Source organism: Chlamydia buteonis, assembly GCF_900634605.1.
Lineage (GTDB): Bacteria > Chlamydiota > Chlamydiia > Chlamydiales > Chlamydiaceae > Chlamydia > Chlamydia buteonis.
The window spans coordinates 444,340-469,261 of sequence record NZ_CAAAFM010000001.1; the positions used below are offsets into that span (position 1 = coordinate 444,340).

The following is a 24,922-nucleotide window of genomic DNA, read 5'->3' on the forward strand; positions in this document are numbered from 1 at the left end:
TTTCTCTAAAGAAGACGATTTACCCCACAAGTATACTTATGGGGTTTTTTTATGATCTTATACAACGTCTCTCGGTCAGCCCATACATCTATGTTGTTCTTAGCACGTGTGATCGCTGTGTAAAGAATAGAAATATCAAAAGTTTCACACCCTTTAGGGATAATAACAATGACATCTTCATACTCACTTCCCTGACTTTTATGCACTGACATAGCATAGTTATAGGTATAATAGGAAAACTCTTTGGCATCTATAAAGCGAGAGTGAGGAAAAAATAACTTTTGCGTCTTTGGGCAAAGGTACCCCGTATCGCCATTAAATAGTCCCCAAGCTTCATAACGTTCTGTTATCATAATAGGAATGGGCAACTCTGGATGTGTTTTTTGTACTTCACGAAAGATCAGTTCATTTAATCTTAGGTATCCCCAAGGACCATGTCGCATAGGAGTTAAAACACACAATTGTGTTTGAGATGAAGGGGTATTTATAAAGGCCTCTTTAATCCTAGAAAGTGCAGTGAGCATAGGAGGCAGAGGAGTAAAAGGAATGGCTTGTCTTTCTAAAATAGCTTTAGCAAAATTTTGAACTCTATTTGTTTTAGCTCTATGAGAAACATGAAGATGTAGAGCTCTTTCAGGGAAACGTGCTATCAAATCTTGAAGAGGATTTCCGGCGCCAACACCTATAGGAGGTAGTTGATTCTCATCTCCCAATATAATTAAATTATCAGCAATGATTTCCCCTCGTTTATTTTCCCCAGATAAAGTATTGACTAAGCTATGCAGAAGACTAAATGTCACCATAGACCCCTCATCAACTAGTAATAAATCAAAAGAAGTACATTGATGATAAGCATGTTCTTGCAAGAATCGGTGTATTGTTTGGATTGTAACACTAGCCTCAGAAATATGATGTTTAGAGAGTATGTGACGGATATGAGAGGTTGCTTTGCCTGTAGGAGAGACTATAGCTATACGGATTTTAGGATACCGCTTAATTAACGCGGTTATTATCTGTACAGCAAGAAATGTCTTACCTGTTCCAGGTCCACCACAGATCAAAGAAAAACAACTGTTAACAGCTTTGTGAAAAACCTCATTTTGCTCCTGAGATAAACTTGATAGAGTTGTTGTAGTTAGGCTGTATCGATTAGAAGCTTGTGACAACACAGAAAGTTTTTTAAAAAGTTTCTCACGAACTGTATATAAAGATTTTAAGTAAATTTTATTATTTTCTATCACAAATAACGACGACAAAACATCGTTAGGAAGAGCCTGAAAATATTCGTAAAACAACTTTTCAGAAATGCCGGATACTGAAGGGAACAGACGTTCATTTTCTATACTAAGAAAGGGATAACCACAACGCCAAAGAGCAGAAGAAATAGCAAGAAATGCGAATGCTTTTTTTGATTCTGAAGAGATATGGCGTTTCGCAAAAGCTAGGTCTAAAGGTAGAACAATCTGTTGTTGAACTACATCATAAAGAAGGTGAGAAACATCCGGGCTTAACGAAAGCATAAACTCTATGCATTTTACCCCCTTTTATAACTAGTTTCTAGATCTTTGGGTAGATGTTTTTGGCATAATGCTAGTGCTTTCTGAACTTTAGAATCATACGCTCATTCGAGGGTAAAGCATGTAGACAGTCCCAAGCTTCTAAATAACTCTTATTTTCAAAAAGGCATAATCCTAACAAACGATAGGTTAATGGTGAGGGGGCTACTTTGGTAAGCCATAAGCTATAAAAGTAACATTTATGATACTCACCTTGAATGTATAAGAATTCTGCATCAGCTAAAAAATTTGCTATCACCTCTTCACATATGGTTATAGGAGTTAACCCCTCATCCGTTATGAAATCCTCTAACTTCAATAAACGTGTAATCGCATGTCCAGATAACATTTGCTTATACGCTTGCTTTATAAATAGAAAAACAAGGTTCTCACTTTCTATATCATAGTCAGTAAACTGTAAAATGAGGTGGAGCAAATTCAAAGCTTTATCATCACAATTTCCCTGATGCCATAACTGCTTAGCTTCTTTCATTAAATAATGCACAAGCTGTTGTCTATCTATGTCATACGACTGTATCTCCTCCCAAAGATTGAGATACTTTCTTAGATTAGTGTAACTTAGATCGTCATTAGCAATAATCTCTTTAAGAGCCTCGGGAGAGATAATCAACTTCTCACTTACCCACAAGTCTGCATCTAAAATTTTTAATATCGAAAGAGTTTGTTGAGCTTTTGTTGTTTGTACCTTTTGTACATGTGCTGATAGAATAGTTCCAAAGGTATCTACAAGACGTTTCCTAAGCGATTCTATTTCAAAAGAAACAATTGAGCTACATAGCTGGGTAACCTGTTCAGGATGGGAAAAAAACTTGTCAACTAAAGATCGTATTACCAAATCATATTTAGGATCAAAATAAAAACGTTCCCAATTCTTAATTATCTGCATTAAAGGAGATAGACGTTCTTGAGGAACAACAAAAAGATGTTCAACAAGCATCGAAAACAACTCCTCTTGTGGAATAAAATTTTCATATGATCTTTGATCCAAAGCGTGAACTTTCTTCTTATAAAAAAGAATCATCTCATAGTAATCTGGATAAATCTTACAAACATTCGACTGTTGTAGTTCTAAAAAGTAACTTCTACTGAGCATTAAAACAGCATAATCGTAAATTTCAGAATCCCAATCACACTCTCTTTTTAGTAGCTTTTCAATGATACGATTAAGAATGGTTCTTCCTGAAGAAAATTCCCCTAGTTCTATCAAGCAATGAGCTTCTATATTACCTAAAAAGAAGTCTGAAACCAATTTCTGTATGTTTAAATCTAATAATGAAAATTCTGTATCTTTTACTTGATTTCTCCATACTGATAAAGCTTGTAAAGCTTTATCAAAATGTCTTTGCTTATAATTTAAAAGACACTCAAACAAAGGAAGATAATGCGACTTGGGGAACTGCTGATACAAAGCACCAACTAACACCTCCATTTGTTCTATATTCTCAGAGAAAAAAGCATTAAGAATACGCCCTCCTATAACCTCTTCTTTAAATAAGAATTGCGTTGTTTCTACTTCGTTATAAATCTTAGAAAAGACTTTCTCTGACTGGCTCATATTTTTCTGCTTTTGCAGAATAAATCCTTGGAAACAAAGAAGACACTGACGTTGTTGATTCGGTAGCAAACGTTGTAAAAAAGAATCTACTTGTTCTTTTTGACCATTAACCCATAACGCTGCAGCTTGTGTGCTTTCTGATGATGTCACTGAAGGGTTGTGCGAGGAACATAAAAAATAAAGCCCCCCTCCCATGGCAAAGCATGAAAGAAAAAATACGCAAAACAGTATATAGCGAACCATCAGAGCCTCTGCCGGCTTTTTTAAACCGTCGTTTTTAATTAATTTTTAACGTGTTAAAGTTAAATTATATATACAGGGTTGTCTTTATGCAAAATTATTTTTAATCATAAAAAAAATTAAAAATTGTAAAGAGCCTTTGAAAAATAAAAGATTTTGTATTAGTTACTCAAATAATATAGCCTACCTTGTTTGCTCATGCTTACAGATAAAATTATATTATTTGTTACCGAAGACAGTAGTATATCTTTGCAACTACAAGAGTTTGCTCAGAATGTAGAGTATAACATTGTTATCTCGTCTACTCTTACTGATACGCCTGAAGCTGATTTAATTTTCTGTGAATACTTACTTCTCCCTGAAGCTATGTTTTCTAGTAGAATTTCTTCAGAAACAGATTTAGTTGTATTATTTGATGTATTTGAAGAAGAGGCTATTGTAAAAATTCTGAATAACGGTGCGAGCGGTTATCTACTTCGCCCCATAACAGTTAAAGTTATAGATGCTGTTATTCGTGCTTTTTTACGCAATCATCATTATTTCGAACACGCCATTCCTGAATCCATATCTTTTGGTGATCGAACATTCCATCTTTTAAATCTTTCTATAGACTCACCTCAAGGAACTATTCATTTAACTCCTTCAGAAGCTGGAATATTAAAAAAACTACTTATGAATCGTGGTCAGTTGTGTTTAAGAAAACACCTGCTTGAGGAAATAAAAGGAAACACCAAAGAAATTATAGCTAGAAACGTCGATGTACATATCGCTTCTTTAAGAAAAAAACTAGGGCCTTACGGTTCTAAAATTTCTACAATTCGCGGTGTTGGTTATTTATTTTCAGAAAACGATAATCTACCTCCAGACTCAAGCGAAGAACCAACATCTACCCATCCTTCTAACAGCTTTTGATTACTCCTTGTCACTAAATCGTCATAACCAGACAATATCCTAAAAAGCTATGACCTGCCATGATACTTGCATCTGTTTTATTTTCTCCTGAAGATTTTTCTTTTCCTGAACTCATTACAGAAGCGTATTATACTTGGGATATTTTAGCATTAATAGATAGAAAATTATCCTCTCACGTGTTCTCAGGAATTCATGGAACTGTAGAATCTGGAGCTTTTTTAAAAAATATAGAAAGCATAGAAATCGCTGAAGGAGCTTATGTAGAATCTGGAGCCTACATTGTAGGTCCTTGCATCATAGGCCCTCAAACAGAAGTCCGTCACGGAGCTTATCTACGAGGTAGTGTGATCACAGGCACAGGTTGTGTTATTGGACACTGTACAGAAGTAAAAAAGGCCTATTTTGGTCATTATGCCAAAGCTGGCCACTTCGCTTATATTGGAGATTCTGTATTAAGTTCAGAAGTCAATCTCGGTGCAGGTGTGCGTTGTGCTAATTTTCGCCTTGATGGGAAAAACGTTTCTGTTAATTGTGCTGAAGGTCGGGTGGATACCAAACTAAGAAAAGTAGGCGCCTTTCTTGGTAAAAACGTTTCTGTGGGTTGCAACACTGTTATTAATCCTGGGCATTGTATTCCAGCTCATACAACAATTTATCCCGGAACAGTTATCTAGTTTAGGGCAAATTCTATGGTCGTTATGAATATTTTCGAAGCTTACCGCGTAATGATAGAAACTGCTATAGAGAATTCTTTAGAGGAGTTTGGTCCTAAAGGATTATCTATACGAGCTCCTGTAGAATATGCATTAACAAGCGGTGGTAAACGCATTCGCCCTATGTTAGTATGTATGATTGCTAAAGGTCTCGGTATGGGTAGAGATGTTTTAGATTCTGCATTAGCTATAGAATTCATTCATACATCCACATTAATCGCTGATGATCTTCCTTGTATGGATGATGATGATGAGCGTCGTGGGCGTCCTACAGTGCATAAAGCTTTCGATGAAGCTTCTGCTTTATTAGCATCTTATGCTTTGATTCCTGCTGCATATTCTCGAATTCGTTTAAATGCAAAAAAACTCAAATCTTTAGGTGTGGATTCTAAAGAAGTAGATTTTGCTTATGATATGATTTCTGATATCACAGATAAAAATTTTGGCATCCACGGTGTTTTAGGGGGACAATATGAAGACATGTTCTTCAATAATGATGGTCCTGAACATGTTCAATCTATTATTAATAAAAAAACAGGATCCCTTTTTGAAATAGCTTGTGTCTCCGGTTGGTTGTTTGGAGGAGGAACACCCCAATGTGTTCCACAAGTACTAGAATTTTCTCAAACCTTCGGTCTGCTTTTCCAAGTAAAAGATGATATTTTGGATATACATCAAGATGATCAAGATGTAGGGCTAAATTACGCACTATTATTTGGTGTAGATGCTGCAAAAGACCTCTTAAAGAGCTCTAAAGACAAGTGCTTTAGCTTAATAAACCATCTTAAACAACACGGGTTAAAAGACACTTCAGAATTAGAAATGCTTGTAGAATATATGGGTGTTCGAGATTACTAAAAAGTTGAATATTTAAAAATCTGGGTGAGAGGATTTGAACCTCCGCCCCCTTGCACCCCATGCAAGTGCGCTACCAGGCTGCGCTACACCCAGGAAATACTAGTTTACAAACAGGTTATTCCTTCAAATTGGAACTCACATTTCTTAAATTCTGCAACACCTATCTGAGCACATCTTTCAATAATAGTTTCTAAAGTATCCCCTGCCGAGACATCAGCAGATTCTATGTCTACTGCTATAGAAGCTGTAAAAGATGCTCCACCTTTTTCTCCCTTTACTTTGAAGTTCACAAAAATTCCTTGCTTAGTTTTGGAAATATTTTTAAATCTCACCAAGTTATTATCGATAAGGTGTTTCATTTTATGACCTTCGTCTTCGAAAGCAATAAAAATACCAACCTCTAAGGTTCCTGTAAACGCAAAGATTATATTTAAGAAATTACTAAAAAGATCTTTTACGTGATTCTTGTTTTATCCTACCTAAATCACATTCGGAATAATCCACAAACTTAAAAAATGATTCGTATATAGGATCAAACCTGATGACCTCTTTAACCATGTCTATGGCTATTTTTCTATAATTTTCATGTCCTTGTATTTGTGAACGTAGTTCGCAAAGCCACTGTAATGCCCTTCCGTTGATATGGAAAAACCAACGTATGTTGTAAGCTAGGGGAACAACATATTGAGCTTCTTCTGGAAACTCTAAGGAAATTTGGTTGTAAGCTTCTTCAGCTTTTTCCATAGCTTCTCTAAAATCTTTTTCCATAGGAGTATCTAACAACTGCTCGGGAATGTGGTAGCCGAGATTTGTCGTGAGTAACTGACGTTCTTGAGTAAGAATTCGATGTCTTTGAAGATCCCTATAAGCTCCAAAATCAGCAGTGATATCAAATCCGAATTCTAAACACTCCAACCCCCGTGGAGATTTGTGTCTACGATTTTCTCTAGATGAAGATCCTGCTTCTAAAACACGGATCAGGTCTTCTCTAGGCATGGATTTACAGATATTGATAAGTTCTTCGTAAGTATGTTCTGAATAAGGAAAAAGGAATCCCGCAGCTACTTTATAGATTCCTTCAGGATCTCCATAAACTAAGCGCACTCCAGTTTGTTTAGACGGATGAGCCCCCCCACTAAACTTCTCAGCCAAGCTAGTTAACTGCTCTCTGAGAGTTTGTCGATAGCTTAGCATAGCTTGATGGTGGTGATGGTGTGATTCTGCACGACTAACAAAAGAGGGAATGATTTTCATGAGTTCGGTTAAAGAAGACTCTCCGATTTGTCTAATTTCCGTAAGATTGTGTCCTTGAATTTTATGCAATAAGGTCTGCCAGAATCTTCCATTACCAAAGAATCCTAAATTCGTTAGGGTTGCAGCAGGAAGAAGTCCCCGCAAACAATCTAAAACTTTAGCTCTTAAAGAAATGGTATATGCAGACTGAGATACTTCAGATTCCTTCGGATAGATCTTTTCAAAATAAGAACGTACTTTTGGAATCAAATCCGCATACGTATCAAACAAGAAATCACAGGTCCCCAAAAACACGTCTTTAAAGGCCGAGGTCATTAAAATAGGGTCTCGGTAATATAAATACTCCCCTTTTACCTTTTGATCGAAATAAACATATCTAGAAGACTTTTCTAAAGGAGACCCTCCTATACGAGCATCTTCTAGTATCTTTGCAGCAAGCATAGAAACACTTTCCATAGCGAGATGAGCACCACCTAATTCACCTATAGAATCATCCCCAAATCCATCAAGGACTCGTCTATAAAAATCAGACGCTTTATGTATTCCTACTTCAAAATCCACTCCGGAACTATCTAAAAAATCGCCCCCCTCACCCTCTAAGAACTCCTTTAAAAGTAAAGAACGCAAACCCAATGTGGACCTAGAATATTTAGAAAATAAGGCTCCTTTCACCACTTCAGGAAGATTCTTCAAAGCAAAAATGTTTGTTTCTAGGTTGGTAACGAAATGAGACAAACTCTTCCTTTGTTCTGAAGAAAACTCATCATCTCTGCTCAACATGAAAAACCTCAAAAATTAAAAAGACTGCCATATGGATTAGAAAAAAACCAAAACGTTTTTACTTAAAAATCCTGTTGAAAAATGGTTGATCTTGTGTTCACAAACATGCAAAATCTCGTTTTATTTACAAACTGAACAATGTTTTAACAAAGTTTTAAACATGTTAACCACGTTGTTTTCCCTCTATAAATCAAGTTTTAAACACTTTCCACACCCTCTAAAGAAGAAGAAGTAATATTTATATAAATACTATATCTTTTTCAGAAGTTGTGGAAAGTGTTGAAGGAATGTAAAAATGAGCTCATTAGCGTTGAGTCGACGACCTCGTAGGAATAGAAGAACTGAGGCAATTCGTGATTTGGTATCTGAAACTTCTTTATTACCTCAGGATTTCATCTGCCCTTTTTTTGTTAAGGAAGGAAAAAATATATGTGAGGAAATAGAAAGCCTTACGGGTGTGTATAGATGGAGTATAGATCTGCTTTTAAAAGAGATCGAAAGGTTGTGTTCTTTGGGGTTAAGAGCTGTGATTCTTTTTCCTGTAATTCCGAGTCATCTTAAAGATGCTTATGGCTCATACTCCTCCAATCCTAAAAATATTCTATGTAAGAGTATCTATGAAGTAAAAAAAGCTTTTCCTAACTTGTGTGTAATAAGCGATATTGCTTTAGATCCTTATACCACTCATGGTCATGACGGTATTGTTGATCGTGGGGAAGTATTAAATGATGAAAGTGTTCGTATATTCGGTAACATAGCTACGTTGCATGCTGAGATGGGCGCTGATGTTGTGGCTCCTAGTGATATGATGGACGGTAGGGTAGCTCATATCCGCTCGAAGTTAGATCAAGCAGGATGGACTCAAACTTTGATTCTTTCTTATAGCGTTAAGTATGCTTCTGCTTTGTATAATCCTTTTAGAGATGCTTTGGGATCTCATTTGCAATCGGGAGATAAACGAAATTATCAGATGAATCCTAAAAATGTTTTAGAAGCTTTACTAGAATGCTCTTTAGACGAGCAAGAGGGAGCGGATATGCTCATGATAAAACCCGCAGGATTATATCTTGATGTGTTGCATCGAGTGAAAAATAGTACAGCCTTACCCTTAGCAGCCTATCAGGTCAGTGGTGAATATGCTATGATAGCAGCAGCTTCTAATATGGGGTGGTTGGATAGAGAAAAGATAGTGTATGAATCTTTGATAGCTATAAAACGAGCAGGAGCAGACATGATCATTTCTTATGCAACCCCGTTAATCCTAGAAATGATAGCTTCTTCGAGAATTTAAGTTCTTCGAAGAACTTTATTCTGTATCTGCTGTATTTTCTGGGTTTAATATCCCTGTTTCTTTTGCGTAATGCTGTAGAGATTCTTTGATTATTGTTAGCATTTCTGTTTTTGATGGATCTATGAAGGTCGGAAGAGCAAAATCTTCAGGACAAACTTCTAAAAACCCTAACATGCACGCTAATTCGAAGTTGTTGGTAATGACAGATTTAATTAAAGGTACAACAGGTATTTTCATCGCCATAACTTTATCATAAATTTCTGTGTCTATGATAGGGCGTGTTTCACCGTGGAGGTTTGTATCCGGATCCATATATGTATGTTTTCTTTTTAAAAATCCGGAAAGGTAGGTCCTTGTAAGTGTAGGTTTATTAATGCCTAACCTTAGAAAGTTAAAAGCTTGCCGCTTTTGGGGATTAGGGATAACAGAGATAGTAGCATCTCTCATACCGAGACAAGGAAGATGTTCTTTGTCGCAAAGTCTTCCGGTTAAAGGATCTCCAGAAATTAGAGACACCTTATCAGATGCGATCTCATCTAAGGGAAGTAAGCTTTGGAAATCAGCACCTCTAGTAGTAATCACATAGCGTCTTAAGGAGGATTTTAAACCAGACCCAGCTAGGGCTACTACCTGTTCATTGAGAATTCTTCCTTTTAAGAATAAATGTCCTATAGCTAAGACTTCCTGGAAAGAGATAGTGAAAACCACATCTTTTTCGCTAGTAATAGGTGCTATGTAGTGAATGTGTGTAGAGGGAGACCCAGAAGGATAGGGTCCTGTGATTTTATGTAAATGTGCTATGGATTTTAAGTCTTTTTCAGGAATAGCTAGTCTATCAGTAGAAATAATATGCGGGCATAAACCAAAAAGTTTGGCTATAGCTCGAACTCCTACATTGAAAACGTAAAATCCTTCTTCTCTGGAAGAAAAGACAGAAAGATGTTTTTCTGTAGATGGGGTGAAAGGACGGTTGTCAGCTAAGTTGATGAAGACATCTCTAGGATTGTGCGTGGGCAAGGCGGGAATGTCAAAGGGACGTTGTTTAAAAAGAGCAAATAGCCCTTCTTTTTTAAAGATTTCTAACAGTTCTTTTCTTGATAATTTGGATAAATCGTAAGAATATTCTGTTAGGTTTGGTCCTGGGTTTTTTTTGATAACTACATCTAAAAGAGAGCGTTTATCTCCTCTACGTATTTCTTGTACAGTTCCAGAAACGGGAGATGTAATAAAAACGCCTGGGAAGTTTTTATATTCCGCAATGGGTGATCCCGAAGAAATAACATCATGCTGTTCTACCTTAAGCTTTAAAGTTAAGGCAGAATATGGGCGCAGGTCTACAGAAACCAGAGCAGGGTCTATTCTTTTTAAAAACCCAGACTCTTTAGGAGACCCTTGCAAAGATAGATCTAAACCCCGAGTAATCGCAATTTTCATACTTTAGGGATTATAGGCGTTTTTATAAGGGAATCCAGTTTTTTTTCTTATTTTTTTTAGATGAAGTAGTTTTTGTTTTATTATTAGAATTCGGTGGGGGAGTTTCTCCTCCCAATTCTTTGGTAACTTCATTAATCAGGGCTTCTGTTTCTTTTTTATATTCGTTACATGAAGACCGGATGTTTTCTAAAGCTAACCATTCTTCTGGAGAGAAGTTATCCGGATTATTAGCAAACACTTCCATTTGTTCTCTAGTCATCCCTGTTTGTTGAAGGATTTCCTGAGAACGTTTGTCTAGCTCTTGGATTTTTTCTTGGGTTTTTTCCATCAAATATTCGTAATCTACTTCGGAGTCGGAAGATAAAGCTGAACCGAAGGAAGGATCGAAGTCTATATTATAAAGAGTAAGTATTTGTTTTATAGAATCTATTATTTTTTGCGCAGAGTTACTATTCATTAATACACCATGGATTTTAATTTATTATAAAACAAATATTATTATTTTTGTGTTGTGATATTGCTCTTTTTTATAGTTAAGCGTATATTTCCCGTTAAAAACGGGAGACATTGTGGACTATCTAGAAAAGTTGCAGGTCTTAATAGACGAAGAGCAACCCTCGAGTTTTTTTAATTTGTGGGAAGAATATTGTTTTAACGATGTGGTGAGAGGGGCGGAGCTTGTTCAGATCTTAGAAAAGGTAAGACATTCATCTTTAGCCCCTTTGTTTGGCAAGATATCAGACACTGTCCTTCCTTTATGGGAAAGAATACCTGAGGGCAAAGAAAAAGATCAGGTTCTTAGATTGGTTTTGGATATACAAAACACTAACGCTAAGCCATTTTATGATGCTGCTATTGATTACGTAAACAGGAAGTATAGTGGTAGGGAAAATTTTAATGAAGCTTTAAGAGTTGTTGGTCTTCGTGATGGTCGTGAGTTTCAGTATAGTTTAAGCCGTTTTGACTTCTTAATGCACTTGAATGAGGGAAATTTCGTCTTTCATTCTGGGGGATGGGGTGTTGGAGAGGTTATGAGTGTTTCTTTTCTTCAACAGAAGGTTCTCATAGAGTTTGAAGGAGTTATGATGGCTAAGGATATCTCCTTTGAAACAGCCTTTAAAAGTTTGATTCCTTTAGATAAAGATCATTTTCTATCACGAAGATTTGGGGATCCAGATGGGTTTGAGGCTTATGCTAAAGATCACCCGTCCGAGGTTATGGAAATTCTACTTAAGGATTTAGGTCCAAAAACAGCTAAAGAGATCAAGGATGAGCTTGTAGATTTAGTTATTCCCGAGGCTGAGTGGAATCGTTGGTGGCAAGCAACTAAGAGTAAAATTAAGAAAAACATTCGTATTGTAGCCCCTAAAACCATAAAAGATCCTTATAGATATAATCCTGGAGGGGATTCTTTAATTTCTCAGTTAGAAACTCGACTTTCTCAAATCGAAGAGACTCAGAGCAAGATTATAGAGATTTATCAATTCATTAGAGATTTGCATAGTGAATTAAAGAAACCTGAAAACAGGGAAATTATACTTAAGGTTTTACAAACACTTCCTATAGAAGATAACCAATCTTTAGAAATCCAAAGGGATTTGTTACTTTCTGATTTTTTAGGTGAAAAATCTAATAAGTTAGACAGTAAATTTGTAACTTCGCTTTCTGAAGAAGGGATTATCTCTATAGTCAATGACATTTCTATAGCAGCCTTACAGAAGGCTTTCTTAATGTTAATAAAGAAGCATTCTCCAGTTTGGGAAAATGTCTTTATGAAGATCTTTTTCTCGACAACGTTTCCAGCTCTTAGAGAGCTTAGTTTTAAAATATTAAAAGGAGAGGAGTCGTGTTGCCAGAAAATTAAGGAAAAGCTTCTTGGATTTATAGAACATCCTATGATGTACCCAGAGGTTTTTGTCTGGTTTTTCTTAAAGTTTGGGTCGCACGATGATGGTCTTTTTGATCCGAATGATAAAGAAATCGAAAGATTGTTTTTAGAAGCTGCTATGGTGTTTATGTATCATATTGCTTCAACGCCTCAGAAAGAGTTGGGAAAAAAGATTTACCACTTCCTTGTGAGTGAACGTTACCTAGTTATTCGTAATATGATAGAGGGGGCTCCCTTATCTTATTTGAAAGAGATTTTATTGCTCTCTACAAAATGTAGTCAATTTTCCTCTAGTGATCTTAGTGTTTTACAAAGCCTTGCTGAGGTTGTACAACCTGATTTGAAGAAAAACACTTTGGCTGTGGAAGAAGACATTTTTTGGACAACCCCAGAAAGCTTTACGAAAATGAAAAACAAGCTTCAATCTCTTGTGGGTAAGGAAATGGTGGATAACGCCAAAGAAATAGAGGACGCGAGAGCTTTAGGGGACCTTAGGGAGAACTCTGAGTATAAATTTGCTTTGGAAAAACGAGCACGTTTACAAGAAGAAATTCGTGTGCTTTCTGAAGAGGTAAATCGAGCTAGAATATTAACTAAGGATATTGTTTTTACTGATACGGTAGGCATTGGTTGTAAGGTTTCTTTAGAAGATGAACAGGGAAATCTTATCACATATTCAATTCTAGGTCCTTGGGACGCTGATCCTGACAACTATATTTTATCTTTAAAATCTAAGCTTGCTCAAGAAATGCTTAACAAGAGCGTTGGAGCCAGTCTACAGTTTCAAGGAAAGAAATATAAGATTAGCCGAATACAATCTATTTGGGATGCATAAAGAAATGGAGTATAGCGGAATCGAACCGCTGACCTCAACAATGCCATTGTTGCGCTCTACCAATTGAGCTAATACCCCAAGTAGGTAAAATTATCATGAGATAAGGTTTAGAATCAATCTTTGTTATAATACGAAGGAATTTCTTTGGTATGAGTTTTTTTCATCAATTACCCACGTTTGCTCCCGATTCTATTTTGGGTTTGCAAAAACTATTTTTAGAAGACGAGCGAGATGAGAAGGTAAATCTTGTTATAGGTTCTTATGAAGATCCTAATAAGGCTTATGGTGGCTTTTCAAGTGTCCGCAAGGCACAATTTTTATTATTAGAAAACGAGATGAATAAGGGGTACTTACCTATTAGTGGGTTGTTTTCTTTTAATCAACAAATGGAGAGTCTTGTTTTTGGTGATGATGTAAATCCGAGTTTTGTTGTTGGCGCCCAAGCTCTTGGGGGAACAGGAGCATTGCATTTGGGTGCTAAGATTTTTTCCATGACCAATCCTTCTGGTGCAGTATACATTCCCGAACAGACATGGGGAAACCATTTGAGAATATTTGCTCAACAAGGTTTAGATGTTCTAAAATATCCTTATTATAGTGCAGAAAGTAAAACACTAGTTTTTGATGAGATGATTTCTGTATTAAAATCTGCTCCCAAGAACTCTTTAGTGCTTTTGCAATGTTGTTGTCATAATCCTACAGGAATGGATCTTGACGAGAACATGTGGATACGTCTTGCAGAGCTAATGAAAGAACGCCAGCTGCTACCTTTTTTTGATACGGCGTATTTAGGCTTTGGATTGGGTATCGAAGAAGATAGAAAACCTATAAAGATTTTTATAGATTCGGGGCATGCTGTATTTGTAGCTGCGTGTGCAAGTAAGAATTTTTCTCTTTATGGGGAGCGTGTAGGTTATTTTGCTGCATACAGTAGGGTTGTTGATGATTTAGATAAGATTTCCAGCTGTCTCGAAGAAAAAATACGAGGAGAATATTCTTCACCTCCTAGACATGGAGCTAAAGTTGTTTCTACAATTTTATCAGATGCCTCTTTGAAAATAGAATGGTTAGCAGAATTAGAAACAATTCGTTGTTCTTTAGAAAAAACACGAATTCGATTTGTTCAGGCTATGCGCAATCATATTGGTCATTCTTTTGACTTTATCCTATCTCAGAAAGGATTTTTTGGTTACCCAGGATTTTCTTTAGAACAGGTCTTATTTTTAAGATTAGAAAAAGGCGTTTACACAACAAGTGGAGCTAGGTTTAATCTAAACGGGATCACCGATAATAACATCGATCATGTAGTTCAGAGTTTTGCTGAGGCATATCAACAAGCTTAGTATGCATAGTTTTATATAACATGGTTCCCCTTTTTTGATTAAAAATACTCATAATGATAGCGCAGGTATTTATCTGCGCCTGTTTTTTATTAACTTCACACTGAAGTTTTCATTATCTTTTGTTTTATTTGTTAATATCATAAAACGATAAGTTAAGCACTTAACAACTACATAGACTAAATAGGGTTTCAGGTAGATTGAAGTGGGAAATGAATCTTGTGTTTAAACGAAAACATTAAGAAATATGCGAGAGATTAAAAATCCGGAAGAACATCATTCTGCAATAAAAACAACAGGATCTGTTGTTTACCATCGACATAGAAAGAACAGAGTATATGTTTATGTGGTGATAGCATTGAGTATTACTTTGTTCTGGAGTTTGCCAAAACCGTTTTATGAAAATATCCAAAAACGTTTCGTGGTTTGGTATTCCCGTGTTTTTATGAAACACGCTGAGGTTTCTTCTAAAAGTTGTTCTATTCAAGATACTGAGAACATGATCTTAAAAGATCGCATTGCTATTTTAGAAGAACGTTTACAAGCTTATGAGGTTGCTTATCATACGCCCCCTTTGTTTCCAGAGATTCTATCACCTTATTTTCGTAAGTTAATAACTAGTCGTGTGATTTACCGAGATCCTTCCCATTGGGGAAGTTCTTGTTGGGTAGATGTGGGTAGTGAACACAACATACAAAAAAACTCCTCAGTACTTTCTGGGAAGGTTCTTATCGGTCTTGTAGATTATGTTGGAGAAAAGCAGTCCCGAATACGTTTGATTACTGATGTAGGTATGCAACCTTCAGTGATAGCTGTTCGAGGGGGAATACAAGCATGGTTAATAAAAGATCGGATTCACGATCTTAGTAAACATATAGAACGCCTTTCAGATGCTTACATTCTAGAAAAAGATAAATATGAAAAAATCTATCATCTAGAAGAACTCAATACATCTATACAATGTAGTGATGAAAATACCTTACTTTTGCGAGGTACATTATCAGGCAAAGGTGGTCCTTTGTGGAAAGATGAAACTCTAACTTTACATGGGGAAGGATTTTATTTTTCTGATGGTAAGGGTTTATGTGTTGGGGATCTTTTAGTTACAACTGGACTAGATGGTGTCTTTCCTCCAGGATTGTTGGTTGCTGAAATTACTAAAGTTTGTCTACCCCGAGAGGGCGCATGCTCTTATAAGATAGAAGCTAAATCACTTGCTGCAGATTTAATGCATCTCTCTTCTGTTTTGATTCTTCCTGCTATGGAATTTAACCCTAATGATAGACCGGATATTTTTGGTTTATTGTGGGATTAGATGTTTTATAGTTTGGTAAGCAAAAAAAGCCGTTTCCTTCAGAATCGATACCGCGAATAAAAACAAATCCCATTTCTACATCACTAGTAATGTCAAATTGTTGCAAAAAGCGTTTTGCCGCATGGATGTAAATGGCACCTTGATAATCCAGGTTATGCTCTTTTATGTAAGAGAAGAGATTTTCTTGAGAATATTTCGAGCTGGTTTCCCCTAAGAAGGATGTTTTCCAATCTATAATGTAATACTTGCCCTTATACTCGAAAAATAGGTCAATTGCTCCCTGCCACAACTGTTCTTTATTAGAAAAGAGAAAGGCTTCTTCGCTGAGTATTTTGTCGGGGCAGATATCTTTTAAGGCAAAGGATGCAGAGGAAAAAGATAGTGGTGAAGAGATAGTTGAGAAAAGCTTTTGTGAGATCATCTCTTCATACCCTTCTAAATGAGTGTTTTTAACGAAGTGTAAGACTGTAGTTAAGATTTTAGAAATGGGAATTTTAAAATTTGGAGATATATTCTCTAGGATTTTATGAATGATAATTCCCGTTTTTCTTCCTCTAGGAAGTACGGAAGAGATAGGTGGACTCTCAATGTCACTGTCTAAAAGCACTTCGTTATCTAACATCATTTTTACCGAAGAAAAAGAGAAAATTTGTTTGGTAGGATAGGGGGATAACACAAAAGTTGAAGGTGGGGTAATGTTATAAATAGGCCCAGTAGATTGATCCTGTGTGTTTGTGGTTGATAAAGAAAATAGGGATGGATGCTCTTTGGATAAATTTTTTGCTAGATCGAAGATAGATGCATAAGATCCCTCCTGATTTACATAGTTTGTAAGAGCTGTATTGTGTCTTGAATTTAAAGAAGTTTGGAAAGGGATAAAGAGTTGTTTTTTAGCTCGAGTACAAGCTACATACATTTCTCTTATCCATTCTGAAGAACTTTTATTTTTTTTTGATTTATCTAGTCCCGGGCAAAAAACAATATCATATTCCAATCCCTTAGATGCATGAATTGTAGTGATTTTTAAAATTTCTGTGTCTTCGGAATATGAAGAAAACGATAGGTTTTCTTCCCAACGTCCTGTCTCTGAGAAATACTGCAAATAGAGAAGTTGGTGTTGAGGTTGTGAAGAAATCGTTCCTAAGTATGCACAAAGCCTTTCCATTTCTTGGAAAGTAAGGTCTCCTTGAGGAGTTTTTAGTAAAGCTTCGCCATGAAGAGTCATGAAATGATAAAATGTAGCTAAAAGCCCATGATCAAAAATATAACTGCGTAGGGAAAAAAAATAAGAGGAGTAGTGTTCTTTTTTCTCTAGAATATCAGTGAGGTCATGTCGAAACAAGCTGCTCAGTAAGACTCTTTGTATTTTTTCATAGTTTTCTGGATAGAGGATAGCTTCTAGCCAAGCTATGGTTAATAGATATGTTTCAGTAAGATGAAATATCGATTTATTTTTAGAAAATGATACAGGAATACTACAGTGGGTTATTAAATCGAATGCTTGAGTCGAATCCGATACTAAAATTGCCATGCGTCCAAAAGAGATCCCATGAGTAGCTTGTAAATACGAAGCTGTTTGAGAGATCCACGCAGCTTGGTCAAGAACATTTTCATAAGAAAAAAAGTGAATAGGCGCATGTTGGGTGTTATCAAAATATTCTAAACTCTGAGGTGTTAAGGGATGATATTCTATAGGTTCATAACCAGGAATTTCTAGAAAAGGAGAACATTTACAGAAGAGAATATTGATGGCCTGCATCAACTGTGGTGTAGAACGGTAGTTGTTAATAAGATGCAGCTGTGATGTTTTAGGAAATGTAGATTTTGCTTTTAAATATGTAACGAGATCGGCATTTCTCCACTCATAAATCGATTGTTTTGGATCGCCTATTAAAAATAGGGATCCAGAAAAATCATTGTGAGAAAATAGTTTTGCAAAAATATTCCATTGTTTCCTATCCGTATCTTGAAATTCATCGATTAATATGAGCTGGAATCGCTTTCTTAATGATTTTATAACTTCTTCAGCTTTAGAAGAGCGAAGCAGATCTTCTAGTGTTATAATGCTTTCATCTGGAGATAGCCACCAAGTGTAGTGATGTTTTAAATATAATTGTAAATCGTGAAGCAAGGTATTGAAAATAATGTCTACATTGCAAAACTGCTCGGTATCTTGAAACCATGACGTTTCTTCTATATAGCTAAAAGCGCGACAAGGTTGATAACGTGCTAAACGATTTTTTGGATGAAAAGTTTCTGCTATTTTAGAAAAAGAAAACAGGCGCACTGATGTTTCTGAAGCATACAAATGATCTACAAAAGATAGAAGGTCCTCAGTTAGAGAGAAAGGCTGTTTTTTGAAACTCTCCGTATATTTAAGAGCTTGTTCTAAGAATTTTTCTTTAGGGATATCTTTGATTTTAGATCGAATAGAACTGTGCCAAGTGTTTAGTAAGGATGCAGTGGTGCTTTTAGATGGTAGGTGATCAAAAGTCTGTACTGTGTAACTTGAAAGTAGCTTATCTGTCAAAAAAGATGTGTATTTGGAATTAGAGTTATAGCGTGCCGCAAGTAAGTAAAATTGTTCAGGAAATAAGACGTTCTCCCAAAGATCTTGGGATAAATACTTGCGAATGTGATGTAAAACCGCTTGTGAGTGCGTAAGAGCAGAGTTTTTTTGCGAGATTTGCATTTGCGGAAAATGCTGTTGTAAAACGTAATTACAAAACCCATGGATGGTAAAAATTGCCATACGATCTATCGAAGCTAAAGCATTACGCACCTGCATGTAAAGCTGCTTTACATCACATGGGTGGTGTAAATAAGGAGGCAAAGGTTGCTCGGGGTCTGTAATAGCAGATTTTAACTGCGATGCAGCTTGTTTGAGATTCTCTTGAATCCTAAGTTTTAATTCATTAGTAGCGGCGTTTGTAAATGTTACAACAAGAATATTTTCAACATGGGAAACAGAACCTTCTAAAAGAGCGCGTAAAACAATTTGTTCGATGGTAAATGTCTTTCCAGTACCCGCAGAAGCTTCTAAAAAATATTTCCCTTGGATAGATGTTTGAGGATTAAAAATATCAAACGGTTTCATGCGTGCCCTTAAACAAAGAAAGAATCTGTAGACGTTGTTCTTCACTTACTGCGAATTGTTCTTTGTAATCTCGGTTATGAAATTTCCAAAAAGTTGATAAAGAGGGATTATTGGCATCAGATTCAATAGCTGTGCGTATAGCTTCATGAAACTTTTCGGAATTGTCTAAAAACTTCCAACAATCAGAAGAAATTAAAGGAATCGGAAAATCTCTCATCATTTGGTATACTCGAAGAACCTGATGCAGGTAGTTGTCAGGATTAGAAAAAGGAAGGGGAAGATCTTCAAAGACATCTTGAGAGAGGATATTTCTGATAACAGCGCATTCTGAAAGCACGCCAGATTTTTGTAACATTGCTATAGCAATGTAGGCCTTTAAGTAATTTTTCATGTCAGAAGAGTTCTCTAGAATAGATTTTGTTTTCCTTACAGTTTTTCTTGTCTTAGCTGTAGGGTCAATGGAACAGAGATATATACCTTTGGAGAATACTCCAGAAAAATTCCCGTGTAGGTAAAGTTCAGAGTTGTTCAAAGTTATTGAAACAGGCGACAAAACCTTGTCTTGATCCTCAAGGTGATCATGAAATAATGATGAAGAAAAAAGCACGGTATATGGTGCTGTGAGAGAATTTAAGCGAACCTTGTTCAGCCACTGGGCTATTAGATCGTCATAGTAAGTGAAAATGGCCTTAGAAAAGGAAGATAGGTAATTATACGTGTTATCTTGGGATGTATTAGAGAGTTGATTTTCCCAAAATAGCATGATTTGTTTTTTTGTAGGAAATAGCTTCTCTCTAGATTCTAGTATAGTGGGAGATCTTAGAGAAATCTGGTAATTAGATTTTAAGAAGAAGTCTAAGGGAGAGAAAATTGCTTTTATAATTTGAGAAACAGATAAATGGTCGGGAAGGTTTGGCGTAGCATCTGGAGTTTGAAACAAAGAAGGTAGGGGGGATTTCTTAGAACAAAATGCTTGCGCTAACTTGTAGTAATGCTCTTGAGAGGTGTGTACAAGGGTTTTGTTGGCAAATAACGAAGGTGTATAAGCTTTTGTAGGCAGATGAGAAACGGATAGCTGTAGAGCTTCTTGAAGATAATTAATATAAGGGCTGGGCAACGCAGGATTGTGAGCAGAGGATAAATAACTAATATGAAGTTCGTATTTAGTAGAAACTATAGCCTGAAGGAAATGAAAGTTTTCTTCATCTTCAGAAGACGAAAACACTAGTTCTTCTTCAGTTGAGGCATCAACTAGATCTAGTAAATCAATGGCTTGTTTCCGCTTATTTGCTCCGAGGATAAACGTGTAGCCTTTAGGTATAAGACTTAAATCTCCTAATGTTCCGACATAAGGGCCAGGCTTATCATAAACGGGGCTATTAGCACAAAAGTGAGAGAAGAAATCCAAACAAAAGTCTGTAAAAAAATTTAAAGAGCATTCTGAAGAAGAAAAGGTGGGGAAGAGAGCATTTCTAAGAGACGTTATAAAAGATAACTCTTCTGGAGATAGGATAAATATGGATTCAAGGAAAGATAGAATGTGATTACAGTGTTCTTCATAAGATTTAATCGTGGTGGATGCATAAAGATTTAAGAATTTCTGTAGATCGTACAGTAGAGGAAGAATGCGCTCCCAAAGTTCTACCTGACTTACTTGACCACACTCTTCAACAAAGGGATAGGCATTCAAAATGTTATCTCCCAGATGTTGTAAATGTGTTCCATCCCCTTTATACAGTTTTTCCCACTCACTGGAGAGTTTTTTCAAAAGATAGGGAGTTTTACTCGGATCTATAGGATTTTGTAGTTGGGGGTGTGTGAGAAGTTGTAATAGACGGTATAGATTGCCCTGTGTTTGTAAAATAGATGATAAGAGTAAGAGTTTTTCCTTTAAGTCTTCAGCATGTGAAGAGGAGCTATTGCAGAAGTATAGAGGTAAATGGGGTGAAAACACTGCCTTTAAATACACCTCATAGATTTCTAGTTGAGAAAATAAAATAAAAATTTCTTCTGGGCGCACACCTTGATGCAATAATGTAGAGATTTTTGAGAACGCTTCTTGTACCTCCCTAGATGGACTTAAGGCTTTGCTAATAGTTATCGTTTGCTTTTTGTCTACAATGTTTTCATGAGAATTTGGTTTTAAGTGAAATAGGTTACTTTGCACAACTCCTAAAGATGTTGTTTCTTGAGGAGGAATGAAAACCTCGGAATAATGTATTTCCTTGTCTAAAAAGAAATTTTGAGATGCTTGAGATTTGTGAGAAAGATTGGCAAGCAATGCTTGCCTATCCGCTAAAACATAGTGTTGCCAAGCATCTCTGTTGGGTTGATCTATAAGTTGACGCCATAAGAAATCAATCGATTTGTCTGATAATAAATCACCAAAATATTCGCGACTTGGTGAAAAACAGTAAAAATATACAGGGAAAAAATAACTCAATTCGGTAAAAAAAGTCGCAAAATGCCTTGGTAAATGAGAATAACCAAAGATATGCAAGGAACGGTTTTGTTTTGTAGCTTTTATAGAAGATAGTATTGAAGCGAATACCTTTCCCATAGGCGTAAAGTGCTTCTCTAGCTGAGAAAAAAGATCTTTATGATAACGATTATTTTCCGAAGGCGATTGCGAGAATGTATAGAATTTTTTAAAAATAGCTGCCAGATGTTTTGTTGAGCTATAAGAAGGCTCTGAAAGAAAAGATGTGTTTTGTAAAATATCAGGAGTTGCTTCAGAAGTCTTTAGTAGCTCGTGTATAAATAGAGGAAGTGTTATATAGTCAGGAATTAAAGGTTTTTCATGACAAACTTCAGTGAATAAATGTTTGACAAGGGAGTCAGAAGAAGAGAAAATGGTCGACCCCATGAAAATGTGGTTACTCGTAGCATTAGTAAGTTCTCTACGTAGCCAGTGCCCTATTTCTGTATTGGCAACAAGAATCCACCTTTTAGTAAATGGCTGTTGATAAGTAGAAAATAGATCTTCTGCAAGTTTAGCTAATAGATGAATGGGGGAGTTGCTAAAAATTGCTTGACTATGTTTGGTCGCATTCATGGATATATCAATACAGAAAAAATCTTTTCGTTCCTTAGTAATAACGCATTTTCTTACGATATTAAATGATAATCTTTATAAGTTTCTTTTAGTCTTTTTCCTGCTTGAAGGAAAAAGTTTAACAGAAAATGCGAAGATATTATCTTACGTAAGTTTGTGTTTTGCTTTACCTTTTCTTTTGCTAGCACCTTTAGCAGGAAGTTTATCAGATAGATATCAGAAACGAAACATTATCTTAGCCACACGTCTTATTGAAATTGTATGTACTTCACTGGGTTTATACTTTTTCTATATTCATTCTGTCGTCGGCGGATATATAGTTTTGATCCTCATGGCTAGTCATACGGCTATTTTTGGTCCTGCAAAGATGGGGATTCTCCCAGAGATGTTACCTCTAGATTATTTATCTAGAGCTAATGGAGTAATGACCGCAGTAACTTATACCGGGAGTATCTTAGGATCTTGTTTTGCTCCTTTACTTGTCGATCTTACAAAGAACCTTCCAATTAACTGTTATGTTCTTTCAACGTCATTTTGCGTTGTTTCTTCGATCGTAAGTACTTTTGTGTCTTTAGGCATACGTTCAAGTAACTTTAAAAATCGTAGTCAAAAAATTACTTATGTCAGCTTTAAAGATCTCTGGGAAATCTTTAAAGATACACATCATGTACATTACCTAACCCTCTCTATTTTCTTAGTAGCTCTTTTTCTTTTGGTTGGAGCTTATGTACAAGTCGAAATCATTCCTTTTGTAGAGTTTACTTTAGGTTATCCTAAGCATTACGGAGGTTACCTGTTTCCTATTGTAGCTTTGGGAGTTGGAGTAGGCTCTTGTATTACAGGATGGATTTCGGGAAAAGATATTAAGTTAGGGTATGTGCCTGTCATGACTTTAGGCTTAGGCCTTGCATTTATGGGACTTTATGCTGTTTCCTGTTCTCTAGTTGGAGTGATGTTCTTCCTATTGCTGTTAGGATTCTTAGGTGGGGTATATCAAGTTCCTTTACATGCCTATATACAATATGCGAGTCCTGAGCATAAACGCGGGCAAATTCTTGCAGTAAATAATTTCTTGGATTTCGTCGGTGTGTTAATCGCAGCAGCAGTTGTCAGGATTTTGGGATCTGGCTTGAGTTTGCCACCAGAGATAAGCTTCCTATACATGGGAATGATCATTTTCTGTCTCGGATTGTGGATTCTATGGATTTGGAAAGAGCTGGTATATCGTTTAGTACTCAGTGCAGTATTAATAAAACAACTAGGAAACTATCTTAAGCTTCCAAAATCACTAATACCTGTTTGCTATTTGGTGCCCACCCACTCTTATCGAGAAGTCCGGCGTGTATTAGCCATGCTACCAAAAACTGTACGCACTACTGTTGTGATACTAGATCAAAAACTACAACCTGGTTGGACAACTAGATTAATTTCTTACTGTGTTCCTACAGTCATATGTGATCTTAATGAAACAAGTGATCGGAGTATGAAAGAGGCTTGGGCAGTTTTGCAAGCTAAACGCTTGCACATGTTGTTGAAAAAGCAACCAGATTTGTGTGTGATATGTTTAGGTAAAGAAGATAATATTGAAATATTTTCTAAGGTTTTGTTGGAACAGGGAATTAGTATGAGAAATATTAAGTTGACATCCAAGAAAGTATCTTACCGAAGGAATAAGTATAGTCTATCCTTGAACCAAGCCGATGAAACTTAGTTCAAGGAAAGTATTTGGCGCATCCTAACGTAAACAGCAGCAGCTAGCAGATGCTTCCTTCTCTTTCTTTGCTTCACATAGATGCATACGGCGGAAAGGCTTGTTTCCTCTACAGGGGGTGAAGGAGCGAATTCGAGGTGCTTGAGAACACTCTTGAGAACAACATCCTTTTGTTGAATCGATACAATTCTTGCAGCAGATGAATAAGTTATTACAGTCTGTATTCGCGCAGTTGTAGTAGGTGTCACAGGGAGTCTCACAATGTGAGCACGAGGCGATGGGAGCAACGTCTATATCTGCTTCATCAATAGGTATAGCTAAACGATCATCAAATACGAATAACTTGCCTCGCCATTTACCGGTGCCTACAGCCTGACCATAAGCGATAACACCACCATCAAGTTGATACACTTCTTTAAAACCTTTTTCTAAAAGGAGGGAAGAGTACAATTCACAACGTATTCCACCAGTACAATACATCATCACAGGGGTGGTCGCTGGGTCGTGCTCTTTAGATAGCTGTTCAGCATAATCAGGGAATTCTCGAAAAGTCCGAATGTCTGGAAGAACAGCATTTTCAAAATGCCCTATTTTCCATTCGTAATTATTTCTTACATCTAAAACTAGACAGCGATTCTCCTCGAGCTTTTCATGCCACTCTTGCGGAGAAATATGCTTCCCTTGATTAGATAAATCAACGTCGCAACCAAGAGCTACAAGCTCTTTGCGATATTTCACAGTTACACGAGGGAAAATATTTTCTTCAATGTGATGAATTTTAAATTTTACATTTGAAAATCCAGGGCGCTGTCTTAGCCATTTCATGTAGTACTCTGCGTCGGGTTGATAGCCGCTAAACTGACCATTAATCCCTTGTTCGGATATGTAGATACGACAAGAAACATCCAAATTTTTAAATAGTTCCTTGTGCAAAGCAATTTCCTGTTGAGGATTATCTACACGAGTCAAATAGTAATAAGCTAAAGCGTAATAATTCTTTTTCATGAGAAATACCCTAGCATATTCTCGGAAATAATTCCATTGTAGAAAATTAGGATTGGAACTAA

16 protein-coding genes, 2 tRNA genes and 1 pseudogene are annotated in these 24,922 nt (G+C 36.3%); 8 read left to right on the forward strand and 11 right to left on the reverse strand.

The genetic code is table 11. The features are described from left to right. Positions 1 to 5: 5 nt before the first annotated feature. The gene (gene recD / locus E1N70_RS01940; RefSeq protein ID WP_131743891.1) at positions 6 to 1,520 is read right to left on the reverse strand and encodes an exodeoxyribonuclease V subunit alpha; all 1,515 of its coding nucleotides are present in this window, start codon (positions 1,518 to 1,520) and stop codon (positions 6 to 8) included. 14 nt (positions 1,521 to 1,534) lie between these two features. After that, a pseudogene (locus tag E1N70_RS01945) lies at positions 1,535 to 3,375 on the reverse strand (DUF1347 family protein). Positions 3,376 to 3,570: 195 nt separating this feature from the next. Here E1N70_RS01945 and E1N70_RS01950 point away from each other — a divergent pair. The 3 genes from E1N70_RS01950 to E1N70_RS01960 are packed head-to-tail and all read left to right on the forward strand — an operon-like array spanning position 3,571 to position 5,855. After that, positions 3,571 to 4,284: a response regulator transcription factor gene (locus E1N70_RS01950; RefSeq protein ID WP_131743892.1), complete on the forward strand. Its 714-nt coding sequence runs from the start codon at positions 3,571 to 3,573 to the stop codon at positions 4,282 to 4,284. A gap of 59 nt (positions 4,285 to 4,343) precedes the next feature. Beyond that, on the forward strand, positions 4,344 to 4,958 hold the full coding sequence (locus tag E1N70_RS01955; protein ID WP_131743893.1) for an LbetaH domain-containing protein: 615 nt from the start codon (positions 4,344 to 4,346) through the stop codon (positions 4,956 to 4,958). 15 nt (positions 4,959 to 4,973) lie between these two features. After that, the gene (locus E1N70_RS01960) at positions 4,974 to 5,855 is read left to right on the forward strand and encodes a polyprenyl synthetase family protein (protein WP_131743894.1); all 882 of its coding nucleotides are present in this window, start codon (positions 4,974 to 4,976) and stop codon (positions 5,853 to 5,855) included. Positions 5,856 to 5,874: 19 nt separating this feature from the next. Here the strand turns inward: E1N70_RS01960 and E1N70_RS01965 are convergent. From E1N70_RS01965 to E1N70_RS01975, 3 genes are all read right to left on the reverse strand, one after another. Continuing rightward, a tRNA-Pro gene (locus E1N70_RS01965) sits at positions 5,875 to 5,948 on the reverse strand. Between the two features lie 11 nt (positions 5,949 to 5,959). Further along, the gene (locus E1N70_RS01970) at positions 5,960 to 6,214 is read right to left on the reverse strand and encodes a hypothetical protein (RefSeq protein ID WP_131743895.1); all 255 of its coding nucleotides are present in this window, start codon (positions 6,212 to 6,214) and stop codon (positions 5,960 to 5,962) included. A gap of 82 nt (positions 6,215 to 6,296) precedes the next feature. Continuing rightward, the gene (locus tag E1N70_RS01975; protein WP_131743896.1) at positions 6,297 to 7,889 is read right to left on the reverse strand and encodes an FAD-dependent thymidylate synthase; all 1,593 of its coding nucleotides are present in this window, start codon (positions 7,887 to 7,889) and stop codon (positions 6,297 to 6,299) included. A 295-nt stretch (positions 7,890 to 8,184) separates the two neighbouring features. Here E1N70_RS01975 and hemB point away from each other — a divergent pair, with 295 nt between their 5' ends. Continuing rightward, positions 8,185 to 9,180 (forward strand): porphobilinogen synthase, encoded by a 996-nt coding sequence (hemB, locus tag E1N70_RS01980; RefSeq protein ID WP_131743897.1) that lies wholly within the window; start codon positions 8,185 to 8,187, stop codon positions 9,178 to 9,180. Positions 9,181 to 9,195: 15 nt separating this feature from the next. Here hemB and E1N70_RS01985 read toward each other — a convergent pair whose 3' ends face one another. Together E1N70_RS01985 and E1N70_RS01990 are read right to left on the reverse strand one after the other, a co-directional pair. Further along, entirely contained in the window at positions 9,196 to 10,614 is a 1,419-nt protein-coding gene (locus tag E1N70_RS01985; RefSeq protein WP_131743898.1) for a Na(+)-translocating NADH-quinone reductase subunit A, read from the reverse strand. Positions 10,615 to 10,636: 22 nt separating this feature from the next. Then, the gene (locus E1N70_RS01990; RefSeq protein WP_131743899.1) at positions 10,637 to 11,071 is read right to left on the reverse strand and encodes a hypothetical protein; all 435 of its coding nucleotides are present in this window, start codon (positions 11,069 to 11,071) and stop codon (positions 10,637 to 10,639) included. Between the two features lie 112 nt (positions 11,072 to 11,183). Here E1N70_RS01990 and E1N70_RS01995 point away from each other — a divergent pair, with 112 nt between their 5' ends. Beyond that, on the forward strand, positions 11,184 to 13,337 hold the full coding sequence (locus E1N70_RS01995) for a GreA/GreB family elongation factor (protein WP_131743900.1): 2,154 nt from the start codon (positions 11,184 to 11,186) through the stop codon (positions 13,335 to 13,337). A 5-nt stretch (positions 13,338 to 13,342) separates the two neighbouring features. Here the strand turns inward: E1N70_RS01995 and E1N70_RS02000 are convergent. Next, positions 13,343 to 13,415, reverse strand: a tRNA-Ala gene (locus E1N70_RS02000). A gap of 71 nt (positions 13,416 to 13,486) precedes the next feature. Between E1N70_RS02000 and E1N70_RS02005 the strand changes: the two genes are divergently transcribed. Beyond that, positions 13,487 to 14,680 carry an amino acid aminotransferase gene (locus tag E1N70_RS02005; RefSeq protein WP_131743901.1) on the forward strand — a complete coding sequence of 398 codons (1,194 nt, stop codon included), beginning with the start codon at positions 13,487 to 13,489 and terminating at the stop codon, positions 14,678 to 14,680. Positions 14,681 to 14,924: 244 nt separating this feature from the next. Further along, positions 14,925 to 15,992 (forward strand): rod shape-determining protein MreC, encoded by a 1,068-nt coding sequence (locus E1N70_RS02010; protein WP_131743902.1) that lies wholly within the window; start codon positions 14,925 to 14,927, stop codon positions 15,990 to 15,992. Here the strand turns inward: E1N70_RS02010 and recB are convergent. Next, positions 15,952 to 19,089, reverse strand: coding sequence for an exodeoxyribonuclease V subunit beta (recB, locus tag E1N70_RS02015; protein WP_131743903.1), 3,138 nt, complete (start codon positions 19,087 to 19,089; stop codon positions 15,952 to 15,954). The two genes, E1N70_RS02010 and recB, sit on opposite strands and share 41 nt — an antisense overlap. Then, positions 19,076 to 22,144, reverse strand: a complete 3,069-nt coding sequence (locus tag E1N70_RS02020) for an exodeoxyribonuclease V subunit gamma (RefSeq protein ID WP_131743904.1) — start codon at positions 22,142 to 22,144, stop codon at positions 19,076 to 19,078. The genes recB and E1N70_RS02020 overlap by 14 nt, the downstream gene beginning before the upstream one ends. On the opposite strand from E1N70_RS02020, the gene E1N70_RS02025 reads away from it, so the two are divergent. Beyond that, positions 22,143 to 23,855 carry an MFS transporter gene (locus E1N70_RS02025; protein ID WP_131743905.1) on the forward strand — a complete coding sequence of 571 codons (1,713 nt, stop codon included), beginning with the start codon at positions 22,143 to 22,145 and terminating at the stop codon, positions 23,853 to 23,855. The two genes, E1N70_RS02020 and E1N70_RS02025, sit on opposite strands and share 2 nt — an antisense overlap. A gap of 24 nt (positions 23,856 to 23,879) precedes the next feature. Here E1N70_RS02025 and trhO read toward each other — a convergent pair whose 3' ends face one another. Then, positions 23,880 to 24,860 carry an oxygen-dependent tRNA uridine(34) hydroxylase TrhO gene (gene trhO, locus E1N70_RS02030; RefSeq protein ID WP_131743906.1) on the reverse strand — a complete coding sequence of 327 codons (981 nt, stop codon included), beginning with the start codon at positions 24,858 to 24,860 and terminating at the stop codon, positions 23,880 to 23,882. Positions 24,861 to 24,922 lie beyond the last annotated feature (62 nt).